Consider the following 16,036-nt stretch of genomic DNA (forward strand, 5'->3'; position numbering starts at 1 on the left):
CCGAAATCGAACATCCGACATCCGAAATAATTAATAATTCAGGCTATATGTTTTACCCGGAAGCGAGCGGATGTAACCCATCATCTCGAGGTTGAGCAGGTTCATGGCCAGCTGGCTTAAAGGTAAGTTGGTGCGGATGGTGAGATCATCAATACCCAATGCACCGGCATTTTGTTGTATGGTTTCAAATATCAGCCTTTCGGCTGCGGGCAGATCGATAGGCAGGGTTAGTTGTGGTTTTGCCGGTTTGGTGTTATCGGTTTTTTCCCAACCTAAAATATAGGCCAGATCGGCGCCCGAGGTTAATAAAGCGGCTTTATTATTGCGGATGAGGAAATTACACCCTTCCGAAAACTCGTCATTTATCCTTCCGGGATAGGCAAAAACATCGCGGTTATAGCTGTTGGCAATTTCGGCGGTAATTAATGCCCCGCCTTTAATGCTTGCTTCAACAACAATGGTGGCATCACTTATGCCGGCCACTATCCTGTTCCTTTTCGGGAAGTTTTCCCTGTCGGGGACGGTGCCCGAAGGAAAATCTGTTAGCCAGCCGCCGTTGTTCAGCATCTTTTCGGCAACAGCTCTGTTTACTGCCGGATAGATCCTGTCCAATCCGTGGCCAAAAACACCAATGGTGGGTATGCCCTGCTGTACGCATTCGCGGTGTGCAGCTACATCAACACCATGCGCCAGGCCGCTTATCACTACAACATCATAAGCCTTTAAATCCTCAATTAAGTTGTGGCAAAGCTGCCTGCCGTAATCTGTAATATTGCGTGTGCCTACAATGCTGATTACACGCGTAGGGTTTAGATCTGCAGTACCTTTATAATAAAGCAAAGCAGGCGAATCATCACAGTTCCTTAACCTTTTCGGGAATGCCTCATCCGTGTAAAACAATACTTTGATGTTGTTTTTTTCAATAAAGCGCAGCTCCTCTTCCGCTTTTTTAAATTCGGCTTTCAATAAGATCTGCTCTATCGTTTTCTGGCCCACTCCGGGTATCTGCGCCAGCTTTTTCGCCGGGGTTTCAAAAACAGCTTCGGCGCTGCCGCAATAACTTACTAAAACTTTTGCTAAATGATCGCCTACGTATTTGGTTTGTACTAAGGCGATCTGGTGGAGTGTTGACATAGACTGACTAAAATATTGATTTTATTTAACAGGTCAATATTTAATGATTGATATTATATAATTATCGGTAAGGCAGAGTAATTTGGGCGTTACCCTGCGGGCCGGGCTATCCGCTCATACGCCTGCAGGCCTTAGCCACAAGGCCGGTATCCGCTACTATCCCTAACGCAGAGAAATTTATCTTATTAATAAATAATCTCATTTTCAACACCTTACATTTTATTTTTAATTAAACTATAAAAATAGTTTGCAAACTACTTTTATAGTAGTAGCTTTATGTAACCAAACTATAAAAATAGTTACACATGGAGCAACTTAAAGAACTCACCAAAGCCGAAGAGCAGGTAATGCGCATACTGTGGCAGCTTAAAGAAGCCATTGTTAAAGATGTAATTGACTTAATGCCGGAACCCAAGCCGGCGTATAATACGGTATCAACCGTGATCAGGGTGCTGGAAGGTAAAGGTTTTATTGACCATAAGGCTTACGGTAATTCGTACGTTTATTTTCCGCTCATCAGCGAAGAGGTTTACAAAAACTTTGCCTTTGATAAGGTAATGAACAATTACTTCAGCAACTCGTACTCGAGCCTGGTATCGTTCCTGGTTAAAGAAAAAAACCTGAGCATTAACGAACTGGAAGAACTAACCAACCTGGCCGATAAACTTAAAAACCAAAAAAAATGAACTGGATGCACTACCTGGTAGAAGCCAACCTGTACATGGCTGCCTTTTACGCGTTGTATTTGCTTTTTTTGCGGAGCGAAACTTTATACCAGTTAAACCGCGCTTATTTATTGCTAAGCACTTTACTGGCGTTTATTATCCCCTTTTTGCAATTGGGCATATTAAAACCTGTTGAGGTTTTACAACAGCATATTAGTATTGGTGAACCTGCCAGCTATGCAATGCATGTACTGCCGGATACAGTTACCGCAACAGCGCCAAAATATACGCTAAACGATTATTTACTATTTGTTTATGCAGGTGTAGCCATTGTTTTATTAATCAACCTGGGTATACGCATATACCTATTGATCGCCCTGGCGCGTAAAGGTTCGGTAACAAAAAACGCCAGTTATAAGGTTATTGAGATGCACCGGGGTAGTGTAGCTTTTTCGTTTTTTAACAATTTGTTTATCGATGACAGGTTGGCTTCGTCGCAAACTATATTATACCACGAACAGGTTCACATTCGCCAAAAACACTCGTGGGACATTATTTACCTCGAAATTGTAAAGATCATCAACTGGTTTAACCCGATAGTTTATTTGATCATAGCCAGCATTAAAGAAGTGCATGAATTTATAGCCGACGAAGAAACAGCAAACCTGGAGAACAATAACGACAGTTATACCGATTTTTTGATCAGCAACGCATATGGCATTACCCAAAACTCATTAACCAATTCATTTTTCAATAAAAACCTGTTAAAAAGAAGAATTACCATGTTATATCAAAAAAAATCCGGTAAGGCGGCCAGGCTGAAGTACCTGTTGGCTTTACCCTTAATATTCGGGTTGCTATGCGTATCAACCCTGGCATTTACTACTAAAACTTATGCCCTGGTTATCGCGCCTAACAAAATGGCGGACCTATCCGCTAACAATATCTCAACCAACGGGCATGGGGATGCCGTATTAATTGAGGATAACGGATCGCAAAGGAACACCCAAATACTCCATATGCAAACCAAGCCAGGTGCCCCTGTTTATACAGCGGTTGAGATACAGCCGGAGTTTCCGGGAGGCGAGACAGGCTTGGGTAAGTTTCTTCAAAAAAACATTCATTACCCTGCCACAGATAAGCAAAACCACGTACAGGGGAAAGTATACATACAATTTATTGTTGAACCTAATGGAGGGTTAAGCAGTTTTAAGGTATTGCGTTCACCATCAGATGCTATGAGCAAAGAGTCGGTACGGGTAATGAAGCTATCGCCAAAATGGAAACCCGGAAAACAGAACGGCAAACCGGTACGTGTACAGTTTACCCTGCCTATTAATTTTTCGTTGGCCGATGAGTTGCCTCCACCGCCGCCACCTGCCAAGGCTGGCCAGAAGCTTGCACCGCCGCCACCACCACCGGGGGCAAAATCAGGCGACAAACTTGCACCACCGCCGCCACCTGCACAGAAGCTCGGACCGCCGCCACCACCGCCGGCGGCAAAATCAGGCGAAAAGCTTGCACCGCCGCCGCCTGCACCCGACAAAAGCCCCAACGCGGTTTATACTGCAGTAGAAATACAACCCGAATTTCCGGGTGGTGAAGCCGGGCTTACTAAATTTCTGCAAAAAAACATCCGTTACCCGCTGGAAGCCAAAGAAGGCAAAATACAAGGTAAGGTGTATGTACAATTTGTGGTTGAAAAAGATGGTGACCTGAGCGATATCAAGGTAATTCGAGAACCGGGCAGTGGTACCGGTGATGAATCTGTGAGGGTGCTGAAACTATCGCCAAAATGGACCCCGGGTAAACAAGACGGGCAACCGGTACGTGTGCAGTTTACCTTGCCAATTAATTTTTCGCTGGGTGGTGAAACGTCAACAAGATTTAACCAAATGAAAGGCTATCTAAAAACTAAGTTATATTATCCGGTGGTTGCTAAACAAAACGGAATATCGGGGCATGCGGTTGTTACTTTTACCATCGATGACAAACATTTAATACAATCGGTAGCCATATTGAAAAATCAAAATGCAGATATGGATAATATTGTGGTGGATGCACTCAAATCATACCAAAAGCCGACAGACCTTGATGCGGGTACTTATGCTGTATCGTGCAGTTTTACTATCCAGGGACAATTTGATGAAGGAAAAATCAACATTTCGATGGGTACTTATCACCCCAATAATTAAAAGTTAAACCTGTAAACTGCGGTTTACATAAACCACCTGTTTGGTTTCAAAAAACTCTTCGTCGAAGTAATCTTTTAAATGGAATTGCCGGGTCTTTAAGCCAGATTCGGCAATTTCCTGTTTCAGATCGCCACCTTTAAGATATAGTATGCCGTTTGGCATGGTGTTTTTACAAGCCCTGTTAAACTTGTTATACACCCAGGGATAAAAGTCTTTTAACTGTGTTACCGCGCGCGATACCACAAAATCAAACTTCTCGTTGATCTGTTCGGCACGGGCGTGTGATGCTTTTACGTTTTGCAATCCCAGGCCACTGGCAACTCCTTGCACTACTTTTATTTTTTTGCCGATGGAATCAACCAAATGGAACGAGGTTTCGGGGAACATAATAGCCAGCGGGATACCGGGGAAACCGCCGCCGGTGCCTACATCCAGCACATGTTCGCCAGGCAAAAATTGCATTACTTTGGCTATACCCAGCGAGTGCAGCACGTGGCGTTCAAAAAGCAGGTCGATATCCTTACGGGATACCACATTGATCTGCTCGTTCCAAAACGTATACAAGTCGAACAGCTGTTCGTACTGGCTTTGCTGCTGAGGTGTTAGTTGTGGAAAGTATCGGGTTATGATATCAGATCTCATCGCGCTTATTCACGTTTACAATGTTACCCAACAGGTAACGCGCTCTGAATAGTTGGGCCTTTACAGTACCCAGTGGCAGGTCAAGCTGCTCGGCAATCTCTTCGTACGATAGTTCATCAAAGTAGCGTAAAACAATAAGGTTGCGGTAACGCTGCGGTAAGCTGTCAATTAATACCTTTAGTGTTTGCGATTGCTCCTTTTTCATCGAAGCCTCTTCGGGGTTCAGCGTGTCAGATTTGATCTGCAGCGGGCGCTCATCGCCATCATCGTCAACCATACCGCTTATGGAAGTTGTATTGAGCTTTTTTTTCCGGATAAAGTCGATACAGTTATTGGTGCCTACCCTGAAGAGCCAGGTACTGAATGCAAACTCGGGCTGATATTTATCCAGTTTTTCGAAGGCCTTGGCAAAGGTTTCAACGGTTAGATCCATTGCATCCTCTTTATTATTCACCATTTTAAGCGCCATAAAGTAGATGGAATCTTTATAACGGTGCATCAGGTCGGCATAGGCTTTCTGGTCGCCTTCACGGGCCCGGCTAACCAACTTAAAATCGTTTTTAGCGTTATCAGAAAAATTAGCGTTTACTTCCATTGCCTGGTTTTAGTAAAGGTACCTATTAACCCAAATATGTTTAAATAAAAGTAGTAAAATACATCTAAAATCGGCAGATACCATACCACATCGGCACAGCGCAGCTTTTTAAATGAGCGGCTGTATATCCAAAACTGAAATGCCAGCCTAAAAACAAACAAGCCCAATGCTACCCAGGGCACAAAATTGAGTACGATACATACAATAAGCAGCACATAAAATAAAAAACCGCTTAAAGCATCCAGGCTTAAAAACCTGCGATGTTTGTTTTGATATAGTTTACCTACACCCATGTGGCGCCTTTTTTGACGATAATATGCGCCAAACTTATTTTTGGCATCACTCCACATATGCGCGTCGGGGTGTATCTCGATAGCGGTATTTTCGCTGGTAGCATTCTGATTTACAAAAAGGTCGTCGTCGCCCGACATGACGTGCATGTGCGAAGCAAAGCCCTTATTTTTAAAAAAAAGTGTTTTGGTATAGCTTAAATTACGCCCAATGCCCATATAGGCATCGCCACCCAAAGCTGCCGATAAATAATTGATGGCGGTTTTTAATGTTTCGAACCTAATAAACAGGTTTAAAAACCCGGGGCCTTTTTTATAGGGCGAATAACCCAGCACAATATGGGTATCGGCGGTTAAATTGCCCGTCATGCGGCTTATCCAATACGGCGACGCCGGCTGGCAATCGGCATCGGTAAACAATAAATTTTCGTTTTTTGCTGCCTTGATACCTAATGTTAAAGCGAATTTTTTACCGGTTTTAAAACGGGCATGCTCGGTTATGGTTACCACTTTAAGATTTGGATATTGCTTTTCGTATTCCTGCAAAATGATCTCGCTTTCATCAAAAGAACAATCATTCACTACCACAACCTCAAAATCGGGATGCTGCTGCGCCAAAATAACAGGCAGGTTTTCTTTTAAATTTTGGTACTCGTTACGTGCCGAAATAATAACAGAAACCGGTGCATGGCCTTGCGGAAGATCGTCGCCGGGGATATATGCCGCTAACCGGTTATGATTTACAATAAGAAAATATAACTGGGCAATAAAACAGAACAGGAAAACAATAAAAAGTAATAATGGTACGTAGACTTCCAAAATGGGCGACAAATTTTATATGGTGCAAATTTCTTAAAAACCAGCGAAATATCAGTTTTATTGATAAAATAATTCCACAACTAAATAAGGGCATTATTTTCTATTTTTGCAACTTAAATGAAATTTAAATTAACAACTACCGATCCGTTTTCAAAGGCCCGTGCGGGCGAAATAACTACGGATCACGGAACGATACAAACGCCGATATTTATGCCCGTTGGCACAGCCGGAACGGTAAAGGCGGTACATCAGCGTGAGCTAAAAGACGATATTAATGCTCAGATCATCCTGGGGAACACCTACCATTTATATTTAAGGCCAGGTTTGTATACGCTTGAAAAAGCAGGCGGGTTACATAAATTTAACGGTTGGGATAAACCCATTTTAACCGACAGCGGCGGTTACCAGGTATACAGTTTAACCGAAGTGCGCAAAATAAAGGAAGAAGGTGTTACCTTCCGCTCGCATATTGATGGCTCGAAACATTTGTTTACGCCCGAAGGTGTGATGGATATACAGCGCACCATAGGCGCTGATATTATTATGGCTTTTGACGAGTGTACGCCCTACCCCTGCGATTATGGCTATGCACGCCGTTCGCTGGATATGACGCACCGCTGGCTGAAACGCTGCTGCGACCGTTTTGACAGTACCGAACCTAAATACGGCTACAGCCAAACCCTCTTCCCTATTGTACAGGGTTCGGTTTATAAGGATCTACGCGTTAAATCGGCCGAAACTATTGCCTCTTTTGGGCGCGAAGGCAATGCCATCGGCGGCCTGTCTGTTGGTGAGCCCGCCGAAGAAATGTATGCCATGACCGAAGTTGTTTGCGATATACTGCCAACCGATAAACCCCGTTATTTAATGGGTGTGGGTACGCCGGTTAACATTTTGGAAAACATTGCTTTGGGTATTGATATGTTTGATTGTGTAATGCCTACCCGCAATGGCCGTAACGGCATGCTGTTTACCCGTAATGGCATCATTAACATCAAAAACGAGAAATGGAAGGACGATTTTTCGGCCATTGACGCCGAAAGCAATCTGTATGCCGATACATGCTATTCAAAAGCCTATCTTCGTCATCTCATCCACTCGGGCGAAATGCTTGGCGCGCAGATAGCTACGCTGCACAACCTGCATTTTTACCTGTGGCTGGTAAAACAAGCCCGCGAAAAGATCATAACCGGCGAATTTTACGAGTGGAAAAATAAAATGGTAAAAACACTGGCTCAACGCTTATAACCACATGTTTAACAGGTTTGTAAAAACTTACGATCGTTATATTATCCGCAAGTACCTGGGTACGTTTGTGTTTACCATAGCCATTTTTGTGGTGGTGATCGTGGTGTTTGATATATCGGAAAAGCTGGATAATTTTTTAAAGAACAACGTTACTTTAAACGATATCATCTTTCAATATTACGCCGGCTGTATCCCGTTCTACATCGATATGCTGTCGCCATTGATCAACTTTTTGGCGGTAATATTTTTTACGGCTAAAATGGCCAATCAAACCGAGATTGTGCCTTTTTTGAGCGGCGGCGCCAGCTTTAACCGCTTTTTAAGGCCGTATTTTATTTGTGCTTCGCTGATATTCACGGTATCGTTTTTTACCGATATTTACCTTATTCCGTACACCAACAAGCTAAAAACCACCTTCGAGAATAAGTACATTGTGCTTGAAGACCCTACCAAAAGCGATGTGCATATACAGCTTGACAAGCAAACGTTTGTATACATGCAAACCTTTGATGCCAACAACCATACAGGCAACCAGTTTGTACTGGAGAAGTTTGACGGCGATGAGCTGAAAGAGAAACTGACCGCTAACAGTATTGTGTACGATTCGGTTAAAAACAAGTGGACGATGCACGATTACGCCATCAGGTATGTAAACGGTCTTAAGGAGAAAATGATATGGCAGGGAACCACCAAAGATACCGTTTTGGACATGCACCCTGCAGATTTTGTGCTGCACGATAACATCTACACGGCCATGTCTACAGCCGAATTAAACAATAACATCAAGAAAGAAACCATACGCGGCACTGGCGTTGTAAACAACATGCTTTTTGAAAAATACAAGCGTTTTGTATTCCCCCTGGCCTCGTATGTGCTTACGTTAATAGGCGTGGCGCTGTCGTCGCGCAAGGTACGGGGCGGGGTTGGTTTATCGTTAGGGATAGGTTTCTTTTTGTGTTTTGCCTATATTATTGTAGAGCAATTCGCCTTTGTTTTTTCGGTAAAGGGCGGGTTGCCACCCATCATCGCGGTATTTATACCCAACCTTACATTCGGGTTGCTGGGCTATTACCTGTTACGTAAAGCACCTAAGTAATGACCGGAACCAACACCAAAACCGGCCTGAACAAGAACCTACTGATACTCCATTTTACGGTTTTTATATGGGGCTTTACCAGCATTTTGGGCAAGCTGATACAGGTGCATGCGGTGTACCTGGTATGGTACCGGGTACTCATTGCGCTGGTGGCTTTGTTTATGTATTTTAAGTTTAGCAGGGTTGAGTTTAAGGTAAACCGCGCTACTTTTTTGAAGCTGTTTTTTACCGGCGCGCTGGTTGGCGGGCACTGGATATTGTTCTTTCAATCCATCAAATCTTCTACCGTTTCGGTGGCTTTGGTATGCCTCTCATCGCTCACTTTATTCACTGCCGTGTTTGAGCCGCTGCTCAAAAAAAAGAAAATATCCAAGCTCGAGATCATGGCCGGCGGGCTGATCATTCTGGGTATTTTAACCATCTACAAATTTGAAACCCGTTACACTATGGGTATCACTTTCGGTTTGATAAGTGCAGCTTTTGCGAGCCTGTTTGCTATCATTAATTCAAAACAGGTGAAGAACATTGAGGCACCTGTTATTGCTTTTTACGAGCTAAGCGGAGCCCTGTTTTGGATCTCACTTTTCCTGCTTTTTACCGGTGGCTTTAACGGCGATATGAAGCTCATCCCGGCCGACATTGGGTACCTGCTTATCCTGGGCACCATCTGTACCTCGCTTGCCTACGTTGCTGGTGTTGCCGTGATGAAAGAATTTTCGGCCTTTAAGGTGGCACTTATTACCAACCTCGAGCCGGTTTACGGCATCGTTTTATCTTTTTTTTTCTTCCCCGATCAGGAGAAATTACCGGCCGGTTTTTGGGTTGGCGCGGTGATCATTTTGTCAACTATCTTTCTGTACCCGGTGGTGCAAACACGCGTAGCCAAGCGTAAAAAAGCCTGAGTTTTTCTTTCATTTTTCTATCGCCAGGAATACCTCGCCGGGTAGGGGATAGGATTTTCTGTATACGGGCCACGCATTTTAAGGCGATTTAAGCCCTTCAAAATCAACCCAGAATACAAACACCTAACTATCATCCCGATAGTTTAACAGGCGCAAAAATCTAATTTTTCTAAGTGTATTTTGCAGTAAAGATTACATCGGGTAAAAACTGTTGTTCTATCGTATAAACCTATAGATATTTCACCCAAAATAGGGAAAACAGTCAATTTATGTATATTATATTTATAGTTAATAATCAGATATTTATTAATATAAACGAAAGTAAAATGTTAAATAAAACGAGGTTTTATCAAAAATCAAAAACTAAACATTTTAGCAAAAAATATAACCCATTGACAAAGTAGTTGAAAAACACATTTTACTTAATGATTTTCAGCTATTTACATCATACAAAATAAACAAAAACTTTTTTGAGCGAAAAGCAGGTAGTTAGTGTATTGAAATGGCGAAGGCTGATCTTAAATTCTGGAGGGGCAACACTCCCCTTTTTTGCCCGGAAAAAATCCGCGCGTTTTTTGAGTGATTTTTTCTTCACCAATTTTTATCATCAAAATTGACGCCATAAAGATGACCGCAAAATTCACCGCAAAGCAGTGCGGCCGCCCGGCCAGAAACTGACATCACGACGGGACCTGAATTCAGGCACGGGGAGCAGAATTGCTGACTGCTATTTTTTCCGGCAAATGAGGTTTTGATAAGCTTTTAAAAAATTGGATATTCGTTAAAGAGTTTAATCAAAAAAAGCCATGCGTATCAAAACCATTTTCATCATCATCGTCACCATTTTGTTAACGATCATCATTATGCAAAACACGCGACAGGTAACATTCGATATCCTGTTTTGGCAGGCATCAATTTCGGGGCTGGTGATGATGGCCGTGGTTGCCGTGATCAGCCTGGTGATCGGCATCATGATAGGCAGACCAACGAAGGTACGGTTTGACGACTCACACCCATCGTTTGACAACCCCACCGGAAAAGCACCTGATACACTAAGTGATGAGGACAGGGACTATATTAATTAGTAGCAGCGACACTTGCAGCAGCAGTTAGAAAGACGGGAAGTCGGAAAAGTCCGGAAGATAAAAAGTGCTGGTTGCAGCAAGAAGTTTTTGCTTCCGGACAAGAACATTCTAACTTTAAAACATTACAATATTTCAACATCGGGCATCGCCCAAATAATAAAAAACATCACCATGAAAATAGGATTTATAGGATTGGGAAATATGGGTACGCCGATGGCTCAAAACCTCATCAAAGCCGGGTACCATTTACAGGTTTATAACCGTACCATCAGCAAAGCCGGCGAGTTGGATCAGGCGGCCATCACCAAATGTAAAACCCCGGCCGAGGCAGCGACTGATGTACCCTTCGTGGTGACGATGCTATCCGAAGATGAGATACTGAAAGAAGCCACCGCGGGCGACGATGGTTTGCTGAAAACTTTACCCAAAGGAGGCGTACATATTTCGATGAGCACCATCTCGCCGGAGACATCGGCAGAGCTTGCCAAATTGCATGAACAGGCCGGCAGCATTTACATTGCCTGCCCGGTATTCGGCAGGCCCGAGGCAGCGGCTGCGAAAAAATTATTTGTGTGCACATCCGGCGATTTGAAAGCTAAGGAAGCTGCCCGCCCGATACTGGAAGCGCTTGGCCAAAGCGTAACTGATTTTGGTGAGGTCGTAGGCAATGCCAATGTTTTAAAAATTACCGGCAACTTTATGATCATCGCTTCGCTAGAGCTAATGGCCGAAGCGTTTACCCTTGCCGAAAAGAACGGGCTTGACCGTGTAGCCGTAGCCAACTTTTTCGGGTCGACTTTATTTAACGCGCCTATTTATCAAAACTACGGCAAGCTCATTGCCAACAAAACTTATGAGCCTGTAGGCTTTAAAGCCAAATTAGGCTATAAAGACGCCCGCCTTGCGCTTAACCTATCGCAGGCAAGCCGAACACCTATGCCGCTGGCAACACTCGCTCACAACCGCTTATTAACAGCCGTAGCCAAAGGCCGCGGCGACAGGGACTGGGTTGAGGCGTTTGGCAGGGGGGTGACGGATGATGCGGGGTTGTGAGAAAGGCAAAAGGTGGAAGGGCAAAAGGTGAAAGGTTTTTAGAAGCCTTTTAGCTTTTGCCTTTATCCTTTCACCACATTTATATTTCGTAGAACACCTGATTCCCGGCTTCCAAAGATTTCAGATCGGGTTTATGGTCAAATATCCCGAAAACGGAGGCTCCGCTGCCGCTCATGCTGGCGTATAGGGCACCGGCCTGGTACAGGTCGGCTTTTACGCCGCGGATCTGCGGGTGATTGATAAAGATATGTTCTTCAAAATCATTTTTGATGTGATTACGCCATTCATTTACCGGTAGTGCAACCAAATCTTTTAGCGACCGGGTTACCGGCGCAGGTTTTACGCCGCGGTAGGCTTCGGCTGTTGATACGTGTGCCGGGGGCATTACCAGTGCCAGGTGGTATTGGGATAAGTCTAAATTTAACGGTTCAAACCGATCACCCTTGTCAAAAGCGAACACAGGCTTGCTTTCAATAAAAAAAGCGCAATCGGCGCCAAGCTGCCGGGCATAGGCCATCATGGTATCGGCACTTAGATCCAATCCGAACTTTTGATTGAGCAGGCGGATAAAATACCCGGCATCGGCTGAACCTCCGCCCAGGCCCGCGCCTATAGGGATATGTTTGTGCAGATGAATTTTTATCGGCGGCAGATCGTGATCTTGTTTCATCAGGTGATACGCTTTGACGCACAGGTTATCCTCTACCCTGCCCGGGATGCCCAATCCGGATGATTCGAAGCTGAGTTCATCGCTTTCGATCACTTCGAGCACATCGTTAATTTTGATAGGGTAAAAAATAGTTTCGAGGTTATGGTAGCCATCGGGGCGGCGGGCGGTGATATTTAAACCGATATTGATCTTGGCGATTGGAAAATTGATCATGAATAATGATTAACACGGCGGGTTTTTATGCACATCCGTAGGATACCAAAATTAGATTATTTTTCTTTGTGTTTTGGTTCATTAGTTCATTAGCCATTGGTTCATTAGTCTTAGCATCTTGTTCACTGGCATCTGTCTTAGTTTTTTATAGCTTTTTACAATTTATTTATAAAAATGAGTCATCATCGGTTAGAAGATTTAGAAGTTTACCAGTTAGCTGAATCTTTTTCTGATGAGGTTTGGAATATTGTGATAACCTGGGACTACTTTTTCAAAGATACTGTGGGCAAACAAATGGCTCGTTCAGCTGATTCTATCAGTGCAAATATTGCCGAAGGATATGGCAGGTTCCATTACAAGGAAAACAAAAACTTCTGTTACTTTAGCAGAGGTTCGATCATAGAAACCAAGGGCTGGCTAAAGAAATCAAAAAACAGAAATTTAATTTCGGAAGAAAAGGCAACTGACCTGCTGAATCAACTTGAAATAATTCATATAAAACTTAATGCTTACATAAAATTTATCGGCGGCAGTAGCAAAGAATAGCCCGTTTTGCCACCAATGAACTAATGAACAAGTGAACCATTGAACTAACACCATGAAGCAATACCTCGACCTGATGCGCCACGTGATGGAGAACGGCGCCCAAAAGCATGATCGTACCGGCACCGGCACTTTAAGCGTGTTTGGCTACCAGATGCGTTTTAACCTGCAGGAAGGGTTTCCGCTGGTGACGACTAAGAAACTACACCTCAAATCGATCATCCATGAACTGATCTGGTTTTTGAGTGGTGATACCAATATCCGTTACCTTAAAGAGAACGGCGTGCGCATTTGGGACGAGTGGGCCGATGCCGAGGGGAATCTTGGTCCGGTTTATGGTTACCAGTGGCGCAGCTGGCCCAAGCCCGATGGCGGACACATTGACCAGATCAGTCAGGTGGTAAAAACGTTGAAGAACAATCCCGACTCGCGCCGCATTATGGTTTCGGCGTGGAACGTTGCCGATGTTGACCAGATGGCGCTACCACCCTGCCATAGTTTGTTCCAGTTCTACGTACAACGCCCTAACCCCCTGAAGGGGGAACTGAAGGGTAAACTTTCATGCCAATTGTATCAGCGCAGCGCTGATATATTTTTGGGTGTGCCCTTCAATATAGCCTCATACGCTTTACTGACCATGATGATGGCCCAGGTATGCGACCTGGACTATGGCGATTTTATCCACACTTTTGGCGATGCGCATATTTACAATAATCATTTGGAACAGGCTACGCTGCAGTTAAGCCGTGACCCGCGCCCGCTGCCCACCATGAAGATCAACCCGGATGTGAAGGATATCTTCGGGTTTAAGTTCGAGGATTTTGAATTGGAGAATTACGATCCGTGGCCGCATATTAAGGGAGCTGTGGCGGTATAGAGGCATATGGGGATCTGGGCAGCGACAATATCATCAAACGATACTTATGCAGATACGTATTCGGAATTCTTCGACTTGTACAATAGTGGGCTGGAGGTAGCAGAAATTTCTAATAAGCTCGTTGCTAAAAATCAAGATACGATCAATAATCCCGAAGATTGCAATAATTTTTGGCTTGCATTGGCGAAAGCTCAATGGGAATGCAAGCAACTTGATGAGCGACTATTATCAAGGGTAACATCCATAATAAATGATGGCATTGACATCGGCATTTGGAGAGATTTTGGGGTTACTGAAAAAGAGCTCAAAATAAGAAAATCTTTTTTAGATAAATTTCTGAAAGAAATAAGTACGGAAAGACCGAAAGCTAAGCTGCGAAAAAAACCGGCAATCCAAGAACCTTTTTTTGCGAAAGGCGATTGTATAGCTTTTAAATTGGAGAATGGAAACTATGGTGGTGCAATTGCCTTGGAAGCAATCTACAATACCAAATATGCTTATAATTTAATTGCGACAACCCGAATAAATCAGGCTACCAAACCGACTGTTAAAGACTTTATAAAAGCCGATGTTTTAATTAGAAACTTCGGCGCTTTTAAAGACAAAGCTGCGATAAGCTGGATATTACCAATCATGTTTAAGAATGAAGCCCATCTATTCGAGAATATAGGAAATACGAACGTCGAATTTACGTATAGCACAAAGGGAATTGAATATGGTTTTACAGGAGGTTTTGCGAAATGGATCATTGAGCAAGCTAACATGCAGTTTCGATTTGAGGCCGAAGGCAACAAACCTAATCTATCGATGACGTTAAAATCATTGATACAAAAAAGCAAATGGAAGTTGTGGTAATGTGCGTTTAAAGACTGCTTATTTGATAATCTGAGCAAAATTTCGTATTTTTATAGAGAACCTGAATTAGCGAAATAGTTAACAGCGCAGTTTGAAACTGTCCTCAGGGATTGCTTCGTTCCTCGCAATGACATGGAGAAGAAATTTGCGTTAGCGATTGCAGCGGATACCGGCCATGCGAAGGGCTCAGGGCGGGTCGTGGCTAAGGCCTCCCGATGGGTATCGGGACAGGTTGTGCAGTATGAGCGGAAAGCGCGGGCCGGAGGCAACGCCCTAAAGAAAGAGTCGAGAAGTAAGAACTAGGAATCAAGACCAATTATGATTGGAATACCGACAAATACCCACCAACCTGTGCGCTGTGAATATGAGAAACTATAAAATCTTTACAATACAGGTCCAATTGAAAACATCGAATGTCCTTTGTAGAGATTGCCGCGCTATCGCTCGCAATGACGCGAGGTGATTACAATTACGAATTTGATAATAGAAATAAAAAACAAAGTAAAAAATACCGACAAATACCCACCTGTTTATGACGTATTCGTCAAGGTGCATTATGAAAATGATAATTTAAGCTTGAAGCACGACGCCTGAAGCAGGAAGCAAGAAATTTAATAGCCTAAAAATACCCATATTTACCGATGTCTAAACATATTACTGCCGTAGTAGCCATATCATCAAATAACGCCATTGGCAAAAACAACCAGTTGCTGTGGCATTTACCTAATGACCTGAAACATTTTAAAAATATTACCGCCGGTGGTACCGTAATTATGGGACGCAAAACTTTCGACTCGGTGGGTAAGCCGCTGCCTAAGCGCCGTAATATTGTAATTACCCGCAAACCCATTGAAATTGAAGGCTGCGAGGTGGTGAACTCGGTAGAAGCCGCCCTTGAGCTATGTAAGGCTGATGATGAGGTATTTATAGTTGGCGGTGCCGAAATTTACCGGCTGGCGATGCCGCTGGTGAACAGAATTTACCTGACTATTGTGCATCACACCTTTGATGCAGACACTTTCTTCCCCCAAATTGACTATAAAGAGTGGCGGGAGATTGAAAAAGAAGACCATGAAACCGATGAAAAACACCAATTTAAGTACTCTTTTATCACGCTGGAGCGCATTTAACAAACAATGTATTATTTTGTGTGA

At 43.5% G+C, this 16,036-nt stretch carries 16 protein-coding genes; 11 read left to right on the top strand and 5 right to left on the bottom strand.

Going from position 1 to position 16,036, the window contains the following annotated elements:
- Positions 1-30: 30 nt before the first annotated feature.
- Positions 31-1,134, bottom strand: a complete 1,104-nt coding sequence (gene dprA, locus ACFGVR_RS23075; RefSeq protein ID WP_448700050.1) for a DNA-processing protein DprA — start codon at positions 1,132-1,134, stop codon at positions 31-33.
- A 305-nt stretch (positions 1,135-1,439) separates the two neighbouring features.
- Here dprA and ACFGVR_RS23080 point away from each other — a divergent pair, with 305 nt between their 5' ends.
- Both ACFGVR_RS23080 and ACFGVR_RS23085 read left to right on the top strand, forming a co-directional pair.
- Positions 1,440-1,820 carry a BlaI/MecI/CopY family transcriptional regulator gene (locus ACFGVR_RS23080; RefSeq protein WP_448700051.1) on the top strand — a complete coding sequence of 127 codons (381 nt, stop codon included), beginning with the start codon at positions 1,440-1,442 and terminating at the stop codon, positions 1,818-1,820.
- Positions 1,817-3,994 carry a TonB family protein gene (locus ACFGVR_RS23085; RefSeq protein WP_448700052.1) on the top strand — a complete coding sequence of 726 codons (2,178 nt, stop codon included), beginning with the start codon at positions 1,817-1,819 and terminating at the stop codon, positions 3,992-3,994. The genes ACFGVR_RS23080 and ACFGVR_RS23085 overlap by 4 nt, the downstream gene beginning before the upstream one ends.
- A gap of 3 nt (positions 3,995-3,997) precedes the next feature.
- On the opposite strand, the gene rsmG is transcribed toward ACFGVR_RS23085, so the two are convergent.
- From rsmG to ACFGVR_RS23100, 3 genes are read right to left on the bottom strand one after another with little or no spacing between them, the layout of a single operon-like run.
- Entirely contained in the window at positions 3,998-4,636 is a 639-nt protein-coding gene (gene rsmG / locus ACFGVR_RS23090) for a 16S rRNA (guanine(527)-N(7))-methyltransferase RsmG (RefSeq protein WP_448700053.1), read from the bottom strand.
- Positions 4,626-5,231 (bottom strand): RNA polymerase sigma factor, encoded by a 606-nt coding sequence (locus ACFGVR_RS23095; RefSeq protein ID WP_448700054.1) that lies wholly within the window; start codon positions 5,229-5,231, stop codon positions 4,626-4,628. The genes rsmG and ACFGVR_RS23095 overlap by 11 nt, the downstream gene beginning before the upstream one ends.
- Entirely contained in the window at positions 5,222-6,340 is a 1,119-nt protein-coding gene (locus tag ACFGVR_RS23100) for a glycosyltransferase (protein WP_448700055.1), read from the bottom strand. Before ACFGVR_RS23100 ends, ACFGVR_RS23095 begins: the two co-directional genes overlap by 10 nt.
- Positions 6,341-6,457: 117 nt before the next feature.
- Here ACFGVR_RS23100 and tgt point away from each other — a divergent pair, with 117 nt between their 5' ends.
- The 5 genes from tgt to ACFGVR_RS23125 all read left to right on the top strand — a co-directional run bounded on the left by tgt (position 6,458) and on the right by ACFGVR_RS23125 (position 11,724).
- Positions 6,458-7,588 (top strand): tRNA guanosine(34) transglycosylase Tgt, encoded by a 1,131-nt coding sequence (gene tgt, locus ACFGVR_RS23105; RefSeq protein WP_448700056.1) that lies wholly within the window; start codon positions 6,458-6,460, stop codon positions 7,586-7,588.
- Positions 7,589-7,592: 4 nt separating this feature from the next.
- A complete protein-coding gene (locus ACFGVR_RS23110) occupies positions 7,593-8,684 on the top strand; it encodes an LptF/LptG family permease (protein ID WP_448700057.1) in 1,092 nt (363 codons plus the stop codon).
- A complete protein-coding gene (locus ACFGVR_RS23115) occupies positions 8,684-9,586 on the top strand; it encodes a DMT family transporter (protein WP_448700058.1) in 903 nt (300 codons plus the stop codon). The genes ACFGVR_RS23110 and ACFGVR_RS23115 overlap by 1 nt, the downstream gene beginning before the upstream one ends.
- Before the next feature lie 806 nt (positions 9,587-10,392).
- On the top strand, positions 10,393-10,671 hold the full coding sequence (locus ACFGVR_RS23120; RefSeq protein WP_448700059.1) for a LapA family protein: 279 nt from the start codon (positions 10,393-10,395) through the stop codon (positions 10,669-10,671).
- A gap of 171 nt (positions 10,672-10,842) precedes the next feature.
- On the top strand, positions 10,843-11,724 hold the full coding sequence (locus ACFGVR_RS23125) for an NAD(P)-dependent oxidoreductase (protein WP_448700061.1): 882 nt from the start codon (positions 10,843-10,845) through the stop codon (positions 11,722-11,724).
- 79 nt (positions 11,725-11,803) lie between these two features.
- Here ACFGVR_RS23125 and ispE read toward each other — a convergent pair whose 3' ends face one another.
- The gene (ispE, locus tag ACFGVR_RS23130; RefSeq protein WP_448700063.1) at positions 11,804-12,607 is read right to left on the bottom strand and encodes a 4-(cytidine 5'-diphospho)-2-C-methyl-D-erythritol kinase; all 804 of its coding nucleotides are present in this window, start codon (positions 12,605-12,607) and stop codon (positions 11,804-11,806) included.
- Positions 12,608-12,781: 174 nt separating this feature from the next.
- Between ispE and ACFGVR_RS23135 the strand changes: the two genes are divergently transcribed.
- The 4 genes from ACFGVR_RS23135 to ACFGVR_RS23150 all read left to right on the top strand — a co-directional run bounded on the left by ACFGVR_RS23135 (position 12,782) and on the right by ACFGVR_RS23150 (position 16,012).
- Positions 12,782-13,153, top strand: coding sequence for a four helix bundle protein (locus ACFGVR_RS23135; protein WP_448700065.1), 372 nt, complete (start codon positions 12,782-12,784; stop codon positions 13,151-13,153).
- A gap of 52 nt (positions 13,154-13,205) precedes the next feature.
- Positions 13,206-14,027, top strand: coding sequence for a thymidylate synthase (locus ACFGVR_RS23140; RefSeq protein ID WP_448700067.1), 822 nt, complete (start codon positions 13,206-13,208; stop codon positions 14,025-14,027).
- Positions 14,028-14,033: 6 nt separating this feature from the next.
- Positions 14,034-14,882, top strand: a complete 849-nt coding sequence (locus ACFGVR_RS23145; protein ID WP_448700068.1) for a hypothetical protein — start codon at positions 14,034-14,036, stop codon at positions 14,880-14,882.
- Positions 14,883-15,523: 641 nt separating this feature from the next.
- Positions 15,524-16,012, top strand: coding sequence for a dihydrofolate reductase (locus tag ACFGVR_RS23150; RefSeq protein WP_448700070.1), 489 nt, complete (start codon positions 15,524-15,526; stop codon positions 16,010-16,012).
- The last annotated feature ends 24 nt before the right edge of the window (positions 16,013-16,036 follow it).

The sequence above is a fragment of the Mucilaginibacter aureus genome (assembly GCF_053514885.1).